We start from the raw sequence: 14,016 nt of genomic DNA on the forward strand, positions 1-14,016 counted from the left end.
TGCGACATGCGACCGGACCGAGGCCGCTAGACGGGAAAAGGCATGTCGGACCAACCTGACAAGGAAACGAAAACAGAAGAGCCGACCGAGAAGAAGATCCGGGACGCGATCGAGAAGGGCAACACCCCCACCTCCAAGGAGGCATCGGTCCTGGCAACCTTCCTGGCGATCCTGTTGATCGGCAGCTTCGCCACCGTCACGGGAGCGCGGCGCCTCGTTTCCGGCCTCTCGGGGCTGATCGACGATGCAGGAGGATTCACCCTTGGAAACGGCGCAGACGCCCTTCTCCTCACCCACGCGCTGGCCCTGGAGGCCGGACGCTTTCTCGCCCCGATCGTGGCGACGCTGGCCGTCGCCGGCCTTGCCGCGGCCTGGTTCCAGAACGCGCCGCGCATCGTCGGCCACCGCATCAAGCCCGATCCGTCGCGCCTGTCCCTGCTCAAGGGCTGGCAGCGCCTGTTCGGGATCCAGGGCGCCGTCGAATTCGGCAAGGCGCTGCTCAAGTTCGGCGCGATCAGTCTCATTGCCCTGCTGCTGCTCAGGGCCAACGAAGCCGGCCTGGTGAACGCCATGTTCAGCGACCCCAGCGCGCTTCCCGAGACGATTCTCCACCTGGCCATGCGATTGCTGTCGGGCATCTGCATCGCGACCATCGTTCTGGTCGCCTTCGACCTCGTCTGGGCCAGGGTGCACTGGCGGCAGAATCTGCGTATGACCCGGCAGGAGATCAAGGACGAGCACAAGCAGACGGAAGGCGACCCCCTGGTGAAAGCCCGCCAGCGCTCGCTCGCACGCGACAGGGCGCGCAACCGGATGATGGCGGCCGTTCCCAAGGCGACCCTCGTGATCGCCAATCCGACCCATTTCGCGGTCGCCCTGCGCTACGACCGTGACGAAACCGCTGCGCCGATCGTCGTCGCCAAGGGTCAGGACCTGATCGCGCTGAAGATCCGCCAGATCGCCGAGGACAACGACATCCCGGTCATAGAGAACCGGGAACTGGCCCGCTCGCTCTATGCAAGCACTGAAATCGACCGGATGATCCCGCCGCAATTCTATCGGATGGTTGCGGAGGTCATCTGTTACGTGTATTCGCGCAAGATGGAGAAAGTCGTGTGATGCACGAACTGTTTGAAGGCCATCTGATGCACAAGGGTTCCGCCAGTCAAACGCCACGCCTATCCGGCAGCGGACGGGCCCGTGAGGAAACCCTTGCGCAGGCCGTGCACGACGTCGCGTCGGAACTGCGCCTCGTCGATCCGACCGATTACATCGCCTTCGTGCGCACCGAGAAGCACGCCAACATCTCCGACCTGGTGAAGTCGTCGACCGAGCTCTATTTCAAGAACGAGACCCTGCGCTACGGCCTTGGCGCCAATATCGACCTGGATTGGGACACAACGCCGACCGTGCGCCTCGACCTAGAGTTCCGCAACAACGGCGTGTGGATCTACTTCGGTCTCGTGCTCCATGCGAAGGGGGCCGGTGTCGACATCTACCACATCGAGTTCGCCGATCCCTCCGAAGACCCGGAGGAGAACACCCGGCGTCTGATCGACGCGATCATGGACGCCCGCCTCAAGCCGTTGGCGAACTGAATGGCCCGGCCGGGCAGGTCCGCTCGGCCGAAACAGCCAAGCGACCCGAACTCAAGGCCAGCAGCGGAAAGACGCGCGTTGCCGTCGGGGCACCCGGCTGTGCCAGGCCGCTGGCGATACCGATGTCGGTGGTGACCGGTGGCGTTCGGTCGCCAGCGTTACCCCCTCCGGCACCGCCTGTCCGCAGCCGCGCCCGTTGCGTTCGGCGCTGGCCAGTTCGTCGTAAAAAAAGACCGCCGCTTCTAGAGCGGCGGTAAGTGGGTCGAGCCGTGGGCGGCTCTGGCCGACCGGGCGGGTCGGGCCGTGGGGAAGGCTTCCGGACAGGCCGGAAATTCACGGTCAGTGCGAGAGGACGTCCTCCTTGGCGAAATAGTTGAATTCTTCGACCAGGATCTCACGGATCACTGCCTCGCCGATCCGGGCGTTGACGGCATCGCGGACGCGCGTCTTGAGGTAATCAAGGTCGTAGCGCTCCAGCCTGCGGAAGTTCAGGCTTTCGTCCGCGTAAAGCAGTCGGAACGCCTCGTCGACGATGAACGGATGCGGCGGCACCGCCAGTGCCTTCAGCGTATCGGCATCAGCGGTGAAGACGAGCTGTGCGACCACATAGCCGCGCAACGCACCGTCCTCGAGTATCGGGACGTTGACCGGTCGGATCGTCTCATAGTCGATGCCGCCGAAAGATGCCTTCGCCTCGTTCTCGACGGTACGGGCCGTCGTCCACTGTACGGCGCCGTAGCTGGACGCCAGTGCGGTCGCTGTTACCCAGAGGCCCGCGAGAAACAACTTCATCATGGCAGGCACCCCGAACCCGGTCGGGAATAGGTGCCGTCGGAGTCCGCCTCCAGCATGGCCTTTGCGATCACGTCGGCGATTTCGCGCACTGCCGACATATGCGTCGACAGCAGCGCCATGTTCTCGTCCAACCGCATGCGCAACATGCCGAGCTGTTCGGACGTCCTGCGGTCCAGCCCTTCGGACGGAAGGCTTCGACGGGCGCGGTCGAGGTCGAGCAAGGCCTGGCTCTTGCGGTATTCGAACGATTTCAGGTCGATGCCGGCGCGCCGACGGAGCGCCTCGGTCTCGGCTTCGACGACCGCCTGCGCCCGCGCGATCGCGGCATGAAGGGGAGCCAGAACGGCCTCGGGGGGGGAAGGCAAGGAGAGCGGTTTTGCCGGAAGCTGCGTCATGGTCGCTCAGGTCCTGGTTTTCAATGTCGTTGACAGAATCTCGGCGATGCCGATGCCGCCTCGTGCGGCGATCTGCGTGCCGATCTGTTCGGCGAGCATGGATTTCCAGATGCCGCCAGCCGTTCCCGATCCGAAGACGGACTCGGCATCGTCGGGCAGCATCGATTCGACAAACTGTTGCAGCACCAGCGCCTCGAACTTCTGCACCGGCGATGCGGCGCGACCGGCCAGCGTCGTTTCGTTGTGCATGGCGACCCGGGCACTGGCAGCGCTGGACCGCAGATGGACCGGCACGGCGTCGCTCGACGCCTGCCCGAGCGTTTCGGAGAAGGATTCCGATCCCGGTCCCGCCGCATAGGCGAGGCGCTGCAACTTGTCAGCCGCGGCTCTCAGCGCTTGCGGGTCGGCTGCCCGGGCGACGTCGAGAACAAGATCGGTCGGCGGTGCGATCGCCATGGTTCGAGCCTCTCTTCAAGCGTCCACGGAACCGGATGCTAGCGGTTCCAGCTTGCCGGAGGCTTGCGCTCCGCTTCCAAGATGGCGTTCCAGGAGTTCTGTCAGCCGCCGGTTCTCGACGGCCTGACGCTCGAGCCGGGCGACGGTTTGCAGGCGCCGCTCGGTGACCTTCAGCATCCGGCCCTGGCGTGCCATCTCCGCCTCGACCTTCTCGCGCGCCGCCGTCAGCTGGGCCTGTTCCTCGGCGATGCTCTTCAGCCGTTGCGACGCGTTGCGGATGAAGCGGTCGTGGAGGGCGAGTTCGCCTTCCGACAGCGCCTTGAGGACCCGCTCCTGACGCTCCGCCAGTTGTTCGTCCTGGCGATCCAGATTGACCAGCATCCAGGCAGACAGCTGGTGGATTTGCCGCTGGAGCTTCAGGATGCGCCCGATCTCGGTGCTGCTCTTTGACATTTCTGCCTCAACCAAATTTCAGCCAGGTGACATAGCCGTCGAGGAAGACCGTCATGGCCTCGACGACGGCGACGAACAGGAAATACAGGCCACCCGCGATGACGAACGGCATGGCGATGAAATAGACCGGGATCTGCGGCGTCAGCTTGTTGGTCAGTCCGATCGCGAAGTTGACGACGACGCTGTAGACGATGAACGGGCTGCCGATGCGCAACGCCAGGACGAAGGTGGTCGCCAGTTGCTCGGTGAATTGCTCCAGCCCGCTTCTGAGGCTGATGGCGCCGCCGGGCGGGAGGGTCTCGTAGGAGGCGGCGAGACCGCGGAACACCTCCCAGTGGTGACCTGAAATGAAGATGAGGGCCGTCGCCGTCAGCGTCATGAGGCTCGCCAGCGGCGGCAGGGCGTCGGCTCCGTCGATGGCGACTCCCGGAATGTTGGACATGCCGATCGCCATCGCCACCAGCGTGCCGATGGTCTCCAGCGCTGCCATGAACGCGCGTCCGAGCAGGCCGATCAGCAGGCCGACGAACAGTTCGGCGACGATGAACCGCACGGTCGTCGCGAGACTCATGTCGGGCAGGGCTTCGGACATCACCGGCAGCAGCAGGGGCGCAAGGGCCAGCGTCGCCGCAACCGCCACCAGCAGGCGGATGCGCACCGCGATCCGGTCGCTGGAAAAGCCGGGAATGACCATCAGGCAGGCCCCAATGCGGCAGAACAACAGAAAGGTGGCCAGGACCGCCTGCGGGCCGAACTGGGTCAACAGCAGGCCGGCCCCGGTCACGACACGCTGCCGAGGGTGACGACATCGACGCCGCGCGCGATTTCGAGGTGCGACAGCACCGGCAGGGTCGGGAACATGCGCTCGACGATCATGCGCACATAGGGTCGGGCGTCAGGCGCGGCGACGATGGCGAAGCGCTTGCCGGCCTTCATGTGTGTCTTCACCGCCGTCGACATCTCGGAGCCGAATTGCTCCACCAACTGCGGCTCGATGTCGAACTCGATCACGTCTCCCTTGGCATCGCGCTTCAGGCTTTGGTGGAAGGCGAGATCCCAGCGGTTGCCGAGACGCAGGATGTTGAGCGGGCCGCCTTCGGCAAGGTCGCCGCAGATCTGCTGGGCGATGCGCATGCGCACGTGCTCGACCACCTGCTCGGACCGCCGCACGTGCGGCACGATTTCCGCGATCGCCTCGAGGATCAGGTGCAGGTTGCGGATCGAGACGCGCTCGGACAGCAGAAGCTTGAGGACCGCCTGCAGGCCGGAATAGGAGATGTGCGACGGGCAGATGTCGTCGATCAGCTTGCGATATTCGGGATCGAGGCGGTCGAACAGGTTGCGCATGTCCTTGTAGGACAGAAGCTGCGGCAGGTTGTTGCGGATCACCTCGCTCAGATGGGTCAGGATGACGGTGTTGTTGTCGGCGGGCGTCAGGCCTTCGCGCTTGAGCTCCTCGCGATAGGCCATCGGCACCCAGAAGGCGGGCAGGCCGAAGGCGGGCTCGCGGGTGGGGTCGCCGAGCACGGGCAGCTTCTGCTCTTCCGCGGGCATGACCAGGAGTTCGCCGACCCGCAGGTCCTGCGCCGCCACCACCGTGCCGTGAATGCGGATCTGGTAGCTCTTGGGATCGAGGGTCAAGCTGTCGGAGACGCGGATGTCGGGAACGACGAAGCCGTATTGCTCGGCGAACTTGCGCCGCATCTTGCCGACCCTGCGCGCCAGTTCGCCATGCGCGGCGAGCAGCTGCGCAGCGACCTGCTTGCCGAGGCACAGTTCGATCTCCGAGGTCTTCAGGGAGTCCTTGACCGAGTCGCGGCCGTCCGTTTTCGCCTTGGCCTCGGCGGCTTCGGCCTTGGCCTTCTCGGCCTGCCTCTGCTCTGCAAGGCGTCTGGGGATCGTATAGCCGATGAAGGCCATCAGCGCGCCGAGAAGCGCGAACGGAACCGTCGGCAGGCCGGGCATCAGGGCCAGCACCACCATCAGTAGTGCAGCGACGAACAGGGCGCGCGGATAGGCGCCGAGCTGTCCGAGCACGGCCTTGTCGGCCGAACCGCGGGTCCCGCCCTTGGAGACGAGCAGGCCGGCCGCCAGCGACACGATCAGCGCCGGGATCTGGGACACGAGGCCATCGCCCACCGACAGCTTGGTAAAGACGTCGGACGCTTCGGCGACGCTCATGTCGTAGCGGGTGACGCCGATGACGATGCCGCCGAGGATGTTGACCGCGGTGATGATCAGGCCGGCGATGGCATCGCCGCGAACGAACTTGGACGCGCCGTCCATGGCGCCGAAGAAGGTGCTTTCTTCCTCCAGTTCGCGGCGGCGGCGCTGCGCCTCCTTGTCGTTGATCAGGCCGGCGGACAGGTCCGCGTCGATGGCCATCTGCTTGCCGGGGATAGCGTCCAGGGTGAAGCGGGCGCCGACCTCGGCGATGCGAGTCGCGCCCTTGGTGATCACGAGGAAGTTCACCGTGATCAGGATCGCGAACACGATGAGGCCGATGACGAAGTCGCCGCTCATCACGAACTGCGAGAAGCCGTTGATGATGTGGCCGGCCGCGGTCAGCCCCTCGTGGCCGTTGGCCAGGATCACGCGCGTGGTGGCGATGTTGAGCGACAGGCGCAACATGGTCGCGATCAGCAGGATCGTCGGGAAGGAAGAGAAATCCAGAGGCTTCTGGATCCACAGCGCGACCATCAGGATCAGCACCGACAGGGCGATCGACAGGGCAAGGCCGATGTCAATCAGGAACGGGGGGATCGGCAGGAACAGGACAGCCAGGATCAGCACGATGCCGATGGCGAAGCCGATGTCGCGCCGGCTCTCCGGAGTGTCGGGGCCGATGGTGGATACAACTGTCTCGGACATGGGGTCTCCCGATTGGCGGCGCTCGCCGGGGAGAATGGGCCGCGAAGCTTGTGCGAACATGGTGCCCGCCGTCTCCGACGTCCGGGTTGATGGACGTCAATGTGCACAGCCGCGGCTGTGCGATAGTTTAAAGTTAGGAAGTGTCAATCACAGCATCCTGCGTACCAGAGGGGGAGAGGCCATGCGCGTCTTCGTCGGTCCGATCCGAGCCATAGCGATTCTGATCGGCATCGTTGCAGCCGGCGCGACGGTTCAGGTCCACGCCGCCGGCGACGCGCTCGTGCGCAACCTGACCAGCGGCCGGGATCACGCCTCCCTGCAGGACGCGCTGTCCGCTGCCCGCGGCGGCGACCGGCTGGAAGTCGAAGGCGGCCCCATTGTCGGCAACTTCGTCATTGACCGGCCGCTTACCCTGGTCGGCATTTCGGCAGGCGATGAGCCCCCGGTTCTTGACGGTGGCGGCAAGGGCACGGTGCTGACCATCACCTCGCCCAACGTAGCCGTCGAAAATATCGCCCTGACCCATTCAGGTACCACATCGAACCTGTTCTGGTTCTGGGGCGATGCGGGTGTCCATGTCAAAGCCGATGCCGTCAGCCTCCGCAAGCTGCATGTCTATGGCAACGACTGGGGCATCCTGATGTTCGGCGGCCGTGGATCGACCGTCGAAGACTCGCTCGTCGAAGACAATCTGCGCGAAGGGATTAAGGTGATGGGTGGCCGCGAACACCGCCTGAGCCGGAATACAGTCCTGCGCAACAGCAACGGCATTGTCGTTGATGTCCTGCATTCCATGCAGGAATCGCCTCTCGCCCGGCTGAACGATCCGAAAGCGGTGGCGGACCTCGCCGCCGACACGAAAAAAGCGCAACGGTCAGAAGATGTCATGATCGCTGACAATCATGTCCGCGGCAACGGCACCTTCGGAATTTCGGTCACGTGGCATAGCCGTCGGATCATTGTCGAGAACAACGACGTCCATCTGACCGGCATCGAACGCAAGCCCAACCTGGAAGCCATCGCCGCCGTGGAGCATACGATAACCGCTGGCCTGGCTGGCAAGTCGGAAGCCATAGTGAAGCGGGAGAATATCGGGACTGGGATCTACTTATTCTGTCTGGTCGAAGACAGCATTGTCCGCGGCAACGACAGTCACGACAATTTCGGCGCCGGGATCGGCCTCGACACGGTCGACCGAAACAGCGTTGTCTCCAACATCACCCGGACCAACCAAATTGGCGTCTACATTATAAGTTCGAACGAGAACGTGATTGAACGAAACCAGGTTACGGATAACACCGAGTTCGGCATTCGCATCGGCGGCGAAAATCCGCTGACGAAGGCTGCGGCCAATAACCTGGTCGCCCTCAACGACCTGACAGGCAACAAGGTCAACGCCTTCGATTCCTCCAGCCGGACCCTGACGGCAGATGATATGGCCGGCGTCATCGACGCACTGCCCTATCCTGAAGCGGTCAAGGAACAGCTGCGCCGAAACCCGGCGATGCGCACCGAAATCCTTAAAAGCTATCTTGCCGTTCTGAAACCGGCGTCGAACCGCTGGGACAACGGCACGCACGGAAACCGCCACGACGACTTCGACGAGGAGGCAGAGGGCTTCGCGGACCGCAACGGCGACGGCATATCGGAAGCGGCGAAGCCGATCCAGGGCGGCTCCAGCGTCGATCGCCATCCGTTGAGCGAAGCCCTGGTCGCCGACCTGCGCACAACACCCTGAACCGGGACGCGATGCCACCCGGCTTGCAAGGAGATCCTGAGATGCCGCGTCCTATCCTTTGGCTGGCTCGCCTGGTCGCAACAGGCTCCCTGGCGGGCGCCGCGGCGCTGCCGGCTGCCGCTGCCCCCTTGCCGCCGCTTGGCGCGGAACAGATTTGCGGGGTCGTGGAGGCCCATCACTGGCTCGCGCCGCTCACCCTCCCCGGCACGCCGGGCCTGTCCGGCAGTGCCGGCCGGACGCGGAGCTGGCCCGGTCGGGCCGTCGTCCTGCTCGGCGCGGTGAGCGGGCCGGAGTACGACCGGAGGGAGCAGATCAACCGCGTTCTCGCGACATCGGCCGACGGCCGGGTGCTGCAGCCCGGGCCGGGCCAGCTACTGCTGATCCTGCCGATGCAGGATCCCTCGCAGATCGAAGGTGCCGGACGACTGTGCGTTACCGGCTTTTCCGTTCGCGGCGACGAAGGCGGCACCTGGACCGGATACAGGGAGATCGAGCTGTCGCCGCGATGACCGCGGAGCGAGGCGGATCAGTAGTCGGCTGGCCTGAGGAACAACACCTCCAGGTCGCGCTCGGGATAGAAATCGGTTTGCGTCGCCTCGAAGGTCGTCGGTCCGACCTTGCGCACAGTGTCGGCGCAGAAGCTGACGAAATTTTTCGTCGAGCCCTTGTCGACCGTCAGGCGGAAGGTGCCGATCGTACCGCCCGCCCAGTTGCCGCCGGTCTTGAGCACATAGGCGATCCGGCTTTCGTAGAACGGCGGATAGTCGGCTCCGCGCGCACGCGTCTCACGCAGGATCGCGCGTTCAAACGCCTCGTCAAGGCAGTAACGCTCCCGGTAGTCGGCATGCGTCTCGCCCGAGAAGCGGCCATCCTGGAAGAAACTGACGCCGGCCGTGCCGCCGATGCTCGGCTTGTAGCGATGCTCGACCATGATCGAGCGACCCGCGGGGAACGTCATCCGCCACCAGTAGGTCGACCGGAGCGTCCAGGCCGGCGTCGGATGGTCCTTGACGCCGTCGCCGACGTCATAGCGGTCGTTGAAGACCAGTCCGCGGCTCTCCCAGTCCCTGAGCGTCGCCGGCGTCTGCGCCTTCAGCGCCTCGAAAGCCTCGTCCCCGAAGGGAAACAGGGGAACACCGTGACGCTTGAGCAGGTCGGTGACGTCGAGCCCGGCCGCATAGGCCTTCTGCTCGAGAGCGATGTCGACCGGCACGCCTTCGACGGTCGCGCTGAAGCCGAGGAAATTGTCGTTTGCCGTATCGGGCAACGCCGTGTCGCCATAGGGATTGTACTGGATCTCCGGCATCGGGAAGGCGACGATGGTGTCGACGTCGGCGTCGGTCGTGTTGCGGAACCGGTAGGCGACCTGGATCTCGTCGAGCGAGATGAAGAGATCCTCGCGGTCCATGGAGATCGCGTCGGTCCGCACGAGGACGAGACCACCGGTCTTCAGTTCGGCGATCGAATCGTTGGCCGCCGCCGGACCGGCGGCGAGGACAAGCACGGCAAGAGCAATGAGGCGGAACATGGCTGCGGTCTCCCGATGGCCGGTGTCGATGGCCGGCATGAACGGCTGCCGCCATCTTGCCACGCCGACCTCCCGGACGGAAAGCGGCCGTTCCGCCGCAGACCTAGAAGCCCGTCTCGATGCGCCCGTAGACCAGCGCCGTCAGCGCGTAGATCTGCGCGCCGATGAAGGGTCCGGCGATGACGATCATGACCAGGATCGCAACGATCTTGGGAATGAAGGTCAGCGTGACCTCCTGGACCTGCGTCAGCGCCTGCATGAGCGCAATGCCGATGCCGACCACCATGGCCGGCACGATCGCGGGGGCCGAGCCGACGATGATTGTCCAGATCGCGCTGCGCACGAGGTCGAGGGCGTCGGCTTCGTTCATGGTCAGGAGATCTTGACGCCGGGGCCGAGCAGGATGCCCTTGCCGTTGTCCAGCCCGAGCAGTGTGCCGTCGCTGTAGACCTCGACCGAGGTCACGACGCCGGTGGTGCCGATCGCATCCGTCGCGGTGCGTCCGATCAGGTCGTCGACCTGGCCGAAGGACATGTTGGTCAGCATGGCCTCCAGCTTGGTGTTGGTCTTCATCGCCTGCTCGACCTGCGAGAAGGTTGCCAGCTGCGCGAGCTGTTGGGTCGAGTCGACCGGGTCGGTCGGATCCTGGTTCTTCATCTGCGCCAGCATCAGTTGCAGGAAGGCGTTGTAGTCGAGCGTCAGCTGGTCGGTGGCGCTGACGGACGTCGTGGTCGCCGTCGTCGCCTGGGAAACGCTGGAAACGGTCATGGCACTCTCCCTCAGGCCGCTTCGGTTTCGGCAACGGCGGCGGTCTCGCCGCCGGACATGATCGCCGCCTCGAGCGGATAGAGGCCGCGGATCAGCTTCATCGCCTCGTAGGCGCGATCGGCCTCCACCAGGTCGACGACGTCGTCCAGTGCGGCCAGGATGTCGCGGTTGGCGAAGGTCCGCTGCGCGGAGCCGACCAGCATCAGATAGAGGTCGCGTGCCTGATCGGCCGAAGCCGGATCCATCAGCATGGACTGCAGCACGAAGTAGATCTGGCGCAGCGGGGTCGTGGTCTCATGCGGCTGCAGGACATGGTTCTCGAGGAGGAAGACCGCGTTGTTCATGAGTTCCAGACTCGTCTTGCGATCGACGCGCAACACCGCGCCGTTGATGTAGAGCCGTTCACCGGCCTTCAGGGCGATATGCATGGGATCAGCCTTTCAATCCGTCGCGGACCATCGCGTTGACGTCGATCAGCGCGTCCAGCGTTTCGGTCTCCCGCTGCCGGACCCGTTCGACCTCCTTGATCACCCAGATGCCGATCGAGATCAGGTCCGCCCGCAACGACGGCGGCAGTTCGTTGGCATCGTCGGCGAGGCTCTCGATGAAGAAGCTCCACAGCCGGCGGGTGTTGAAAATGGCCTCGACCGCTTCGCGGGACTTCAGGCCTTTCTCGCGGGCCCGTTCCAGTTGGGCGATCACGATGTCCATCGCCTGCCGCTCGTCGCTGCGCTGGTCGACGCAAAGGTCGTCGATCGTCTGGGCATAGGAAAAGCTGTACATGGAACCTCTCTCGTTGCTCCGGGAGCCGGCCGTGCGGACGGTCCGCGCAGGCCGGCCGTCACAGGTAGTTGAGGATGCTGAGCCGCTGGATCCGCGCGCTCACGGCATAGGTCGTCTCGAGCTGGGTGATCGCCGTGTTGAGCCGCACCGCGGTCTCCTCCGGGTTGACGTTCTCCAGCACGTTGATGCGCTGGTTGAGAATGCCGGCCTGGATCGCGAGGCGGTCGCTGGCGTTCGACACCCGTTCCTGGGCGATGCCCATCCTGCTCATCAGGTCGGTGACGCCGCCGATCGCCTCCCCGAGCAGGCCGATCGCCTTGTCGACGACCGCGCCGTAGGCGGCTTCTCCGAGCTGGCCGGTGCCGAGATCGGCCAGCATCGTGAAGACCGCGGCGAGCGTGCGGAACGCCGTCTCGTTTGCGCTGACCGAGATCCCGAGCGTCTCGCTCGCCGAGATCCGGCTGCTGACTGCGTCGTTGGAGGCACTCGACCAGTCCGCGCCCCAAGCGGGATCGTCGAACAGCGGCATGTAGAAGTTGGTCAGGAAGTCGTCCATATCCGCCGCGGAAATGGTCGACACTGCCGGATCGTCCTGGGAGAAGCCGAAGCGCGCCACGAAGGCGGCATCCACCGCAGCCTTGTTCGAGGCCGCCGGCGTTTCGAAATAGTTCGCCATCGGCGCGACGTCGGTGTTGAGCCCGGCGAACAGATAGTTGCCGTTGACCTGCGTGTTCAGCCGCGAGATCAGCAGGTCCAGTCCGCCCTGTCCCTCGCCCTTGGCCACGGAGGCGCTGCCGTCGCTGTCGCGCACGCCCACCAGAGTGGCCAGGAACGACTGCGCCGTGCCCAGCACGTCGCCAAGCGCGGCCTGGGTCACGTCCAGTCGGGAGGCGGCCAGGGCGTTGGTGTCGATGATCGCATTGAGCCGCGTGTGCTCGGAGCGCAGCGCGATCGCCTCGCCCGTCCGGCTGCCGAGATCGAGGCCGATATCCGCCTTGCGGCCGGTGGACATTTCGACCTGCAGCCTGGCCAGGTTGGCCGACTGCTTCATGAGCAGGCCGCGCGATGTGTCGGAAAGCGTGAATGTCGAGATGTAGGTCGTCTTCATGGCAGTCACCTCGCGGCGGTCAGGAGGTCTTCAAGCATTCTGTCGACGGCGGCGATCAGCTTTGCCGCCGCCGCATAGGCCCGCTCGATGTCGAGCAGCCGGGTCATTTCCTCGTCCAGATTGACGCCCGTCGCGTTCGACAGGGATTCGGCCGTGCGCGTCACGATGACCGCCTGGACCTCGAGGTTGCTGGTCGCGGTCTGCCGCTCGCGCTGCAGCCAGCTTGCCGAGGAACTGGCGAAGCCCTTCAACGTGTCGGTCGGATCCAGTTCCACGCCGCCGTCGAAGACCCTCGGCTGATTGAAGGCGTTGAGGAACTGCTGCAGGCGGTCGGAATAGCCGGCCAGGTCACCCGGATTGTAGTCGTAGTCCGGATTGAGTGGATCCGAGATGCCACCATCGCGCAGCAGGTCGAGATTGCCACCCTGGTCCGGATCGACGCTGGCGCTGATGCGGATGTCGCCGGCAAGGCCGGCAACCAGCGTGCTCGCTGCCGGGACCGCCGGCGCGCCGGCGTAAGTGAACAGGCCTGCCTGGTCCGGACCGCCGCCGCCACTCTGGTCGCTTTCGGCGAAGGCCTCGATGAGGCCGCGGGCGATCTCGTCGAGCTGGCTCTGATAGGTGACGGCAATGTCGTCGCGCAGTTCGCTGAGACCGTGCAGGCGGCCGCTGGAGATCGGCATGATGGCGTTTGCGCCGGTCACCGGCACGCCGTCGATATAGACAGCATTGCCGACCGTCGCTGCCGAATAGGTGTTTGTCGGCGTGAAGCTGACAGTACGGGCGGTGGTCTCGAACAGCGTCACGCCGCCGTCGGTGTAGACCACGACGCCGCCGTCGGAGCGGGTCAGCGTCGAGATGCCGATTTCCTCCGACAAGGAAAGCAGCACCCTGTCGCGGGCATCCAGGGCGTCGCTGACGTCAGCGCCCCCCTGGGTGCCCTTGACGATGATCGTGTTCAGCGATTCGAGCTGCGACAGCAGATTGTTGATCGTCTTGACCGACGACGCCATGTCGGCGTCGGCTTCCGCCCGCACGTTCTGGACCAGGGCTGTGTATTCGTTGAGCGTCGTGGCCATGTCCTTGGCCGCATCCAGCATCGTCTGGGCCAGGATCGCGTTGCCCGGGTCCGAGGCGTAGTTCTGGATCGAGATCTCCAGCTTGCCGAGGGCGGCCGCCGGCGACAGCTCGAGTTCCGTGTCCGAGACGGTCTGGTTCAGCTTGTCCAGGCCCTCGACGATCGCCTGCTGCGAGGTCGCCACCGAGGTCGCCCTGACGAGCGAGTTATACAGGGCCGAATCCGTGGTGCGGGCAATCCCGTCGACCCGGACGCCGCCGGTCTGGCCGCTCGCCGAGACCACCGTGCTCAGCACGACGGACTTGCGCGTGTAGCCCGGATCCTGCGCCCCGGCGATGTTGCGGGACACGGTCGCGGTCTCGGTCTGTCGGGCCGCAAGCGCGGACTGGGCGACCTGCAGGGCAACCGAAAGGCTCATGGCTGGGATCTCCCGTGCGCGGTGGCG

General features: G+C 65.0%; 17 protein-coding genes. 4 read left to right on the forward strand and 13 right to left on the reverse strand.

The genetic code is table 11. The annotated features are described in order from the left end of the window. Nucleotides 1–42: 42 nt before the first annotated feature. Both flhB and SL003B_RS19465 read left to right on the forward strand, forming a co-directional pair. Complete coding sequence (gene flhB, locus SL003B_RS19460) at nucleotides 43–1,119, forward strand: flagellar biosynthesis protein FlhB (RefSeq protein WP_013654587.1); 1,077 nt, start codon at nucleotides 43–45, stop codon at nucleotides 1,117–1,119. After that, the gene (locus SL003B_RS19465; RefSeq protein WP_013654588.1) at nucleotides 1,119–1,598 is read left to right on the forward strand and encodes a hypothetical protein; all 480 of its coding nucleotides are present in this window, start codon (nucleotides 1,119–1,121) and stop codon (nucleotides 1,596–1,598) included. Before flhB ends, SL003B_RS19465 begins: the two co-directional genes overlap by 1 nt. A gap of 339 nt (nucleotides 1,599–1,937) precedes the next feature. Here SL003B_RS19465 and SL003B_RS19470 read toward each other — a convergent pair whose 3' ends face one another. From SL003B_RS19470 to flhA, 6 genes are read right to left on the reverse strand one after another with little or no spacing between them, the layout of a single operon-like run. Further along, complete coding sequence (locus tag SL003B_RS19470; protein WP_013654589.1) at nucleotides 1,938–2,393, reverse strand: hypothetical protein; 456 nt, start codon at nucleotides 2,391–2,393, stop codon at nucleotides 1,938–1,940. After that, nucleotides 2,390–2,788: a hypothetical protein gene (locus tag SL003B_RS19475; RefSeq protein ID WP_049792619.1), complete on the reverse strand. Its 399-nt coding sequence runs from the start codon at nucleotides 2,786–2,788 to the stop codon at nucleotides 2,390–2,392. The genes SL003B_RS19470 and SL003B_RS19475 overlap by 4 nt, the downstream gene beginning before the upstream one ends. 6 nt (nucleotides 2,789–2,794) lie before the next feature. After that, complete coding sequence (locus tag SL003B_RS19480; protein WP_013654591.1) at nucleotides 2,795–3,244, reverse strand: rod-binding protein; 450 nt, start codon at nucleotides 3,242–3,244, stop codon at nucleotides 2,795–2,797. 15 nt (nucleotides 3,245–3,259) lie between these two features. Next, nucleotides 3,260–3,697, reverse strand: a complete 438-nt coding sequence (locus tag SL003B_RS19485; RefSeq protein WP_013654592.1) for a hypothetical protein — start codon at nucleotides 3,695–3,697, stop codon at nucleotides 3,260–3,262. Nucleotides 3,698–3,704: 7 nt separating this feature from the next. Further along, on the reverse strand, nucleotides 3,705–4,481 hold the full coding sequence (gene fliR / locus SL003B_RS19490; protein ID WP_013654593.1) for a flagellar biosynthesis protein FliR: 777 nt from the start codon (nucleotides 4,479–4,481) through the stop codon (nucleotides 3,705–3,707). Continuing rightward, the gene (gene flhA / locus SL003B_RS19495; protein WP_013654594.1) at nucleotides 4,478–6,568 is read right to left on the reverse strand and encodes a flagellar biosynthesis protein FlhA; all 2,091 of its coding nucleotides are present in this window, start codon (nucleotides 6,566–6,568) and stop codon (nucleotides 4,478–4,480) included. The genes fliR and flhA overlap by 4 nt, the downstream gene beginning before the upstream one ends. Nucleotides 6,569–6,749: 181 nt before the next feature. Here flhA and SL003B_RS19500 point away from each other — a divergent pair, with 181 nt between their 5' ends. Next, the gene (locus SL003B_RS19500) at nucleotides 6,750–8,306 is read left to right on the forward strand and encodes a right-handed parallel beta-helix repeat-containing protein (protein ID WP_013654595.1); all 1,557 of its coding nucleotides are present in this window, start codon (nucleotides 6,750–6,752) and stop codon (nucleotides 8,304–8,306) included. A gap of 41 nt (nucleotides 8,307–8,347) precedes the next feature. Then, on the forward strand, nucleotides 8,348–8,815 hold the full coding sequence (locus tag SL003B_RS19505) for a hypothetical protein (protein WP_041375647.1): 468 nt from the start codon (nucleotides 8,348–8,350) through the stop codon (nucleotides 8,813–8,815). Between the two features lie 17 nt (nucleotides 8,816–8,832). Here SL003B_RS19505 and SL003B_RS19510 read toward each other — a convergent pair whose 3' ends face one another. Genes SL003B_RS19510 through flgK form a run of 7 tightly spaced genes read right to left on the reverse strand, consistent with a single transcriptional unit; the run spans nucleotide 8,833 to nucleotide 13,989 of the window. Continuing rightward, the gene (locus tag SL003B_RS19510) at nucleotides 8,833–9,897 is read right to left on the reverse strand and encodes a DUF4424 domain-containing protein (protein ID WP_013654597.1); all 1,065 of its coding nucleotides are present in this window, start codon (nucleotides 9,895–9,897) and stop codon (nucleotides 8,833–8,835) included. Nucleotides 9,898–9,937: 40 nt separating this feature from the next. Then, nucleotides 9,938–10,204: a flagellar biosynthesis protein FliQ gene (gene fliQ / locus SL003B_RS19515; RefSeq protein ID WP_013654598.1), complete on the reverse strand. Its 267-nt coding sequence runs from the start codon at nucleotides 10,202–10,204 to the stop codon at nucleotides 9,938–9,940. Between the two features lie 2 nt (nucleotides 10,205–10,206). Continuing rightward, nucleotides 10,207–10,602 carry a flagellar hook assembly protein FlgD gene (gene flgD, locus SL003B_RS19520; protein ID WP_013654599.1) on the reverse strand — a complete coding sequence of 132 codons (396 nt, stop codon included), beginning with the start codon at nucleotides 10,600–10,602 and terminating at the stop codon, nucleotides 10,207–10,209. 11 nt (nucleotides 10,603–10,613) lie between these two features. Next, nucleotides 10,614–11,030, reverse strand: a complete 417-nt coding sequence (flbT, locus tag SL003B_RS19525) for a flagellar biosynthesis repressor FlbT (protein WP_013654600.1) — start codon at nucleotides 11,028–11,030, stop codon at nucleotides 10,614–10,616. Between the two features lie 4 nt (nucleotides 11,031–11,034). Further along, nucleotides 11,035–11,385 (reverse strand): flagellar biosynthesis regulator FlaF, encoded by a 351-nt coding sequence (gene flaF, locus SL003B_RS19530; RefSeq protein ID WP_013654601.1) that lies wholly within the window; start codon nucleotides 11,383–11,385, stop codon nucleotides 11,035–11,037. Between the two features lie 58 nt (nucleotides 11,386–11,443). Beyond that, nucleotides 11,444–12,493, reverse strand: a complete 1,050-nt coding sequence (locus tag SL003B_RS19535; RefSeq protein ID WP_013654602.1) for a flagellar hook-associated family protein — start codon at nucleotides 12,491–12,493, stop codon at nucleotides 11,444–11,446. Between the two features lie 5 nt (nucleotides 12,494–12,498). Further along, a complete protein-coding gene (flgK, locus tag SL003B_RS19540; RefSeq protein WP_013654603.1) occupies nucleotides 12,499–13,989 on the reverse strand; it encodes a flagellar hook-associated protein FlgK in 1,491 nt (496 codons plus the stop codon). Nucleotides 13,990–14,016 lie beyond the last annotated feature (27 nt).

The sequence above is a fragment of the Polymorphum gilvum SL003B-26A1 genome (assembly GCF_000192745.1).
GTDB classification, from domain to species: domain Bacteria; phylum Pseudomonadota; class Alphaproteobacteria; order Rhizobiales; family Stappiaceae; genus Polymorphum; species Polymorphum gilvum.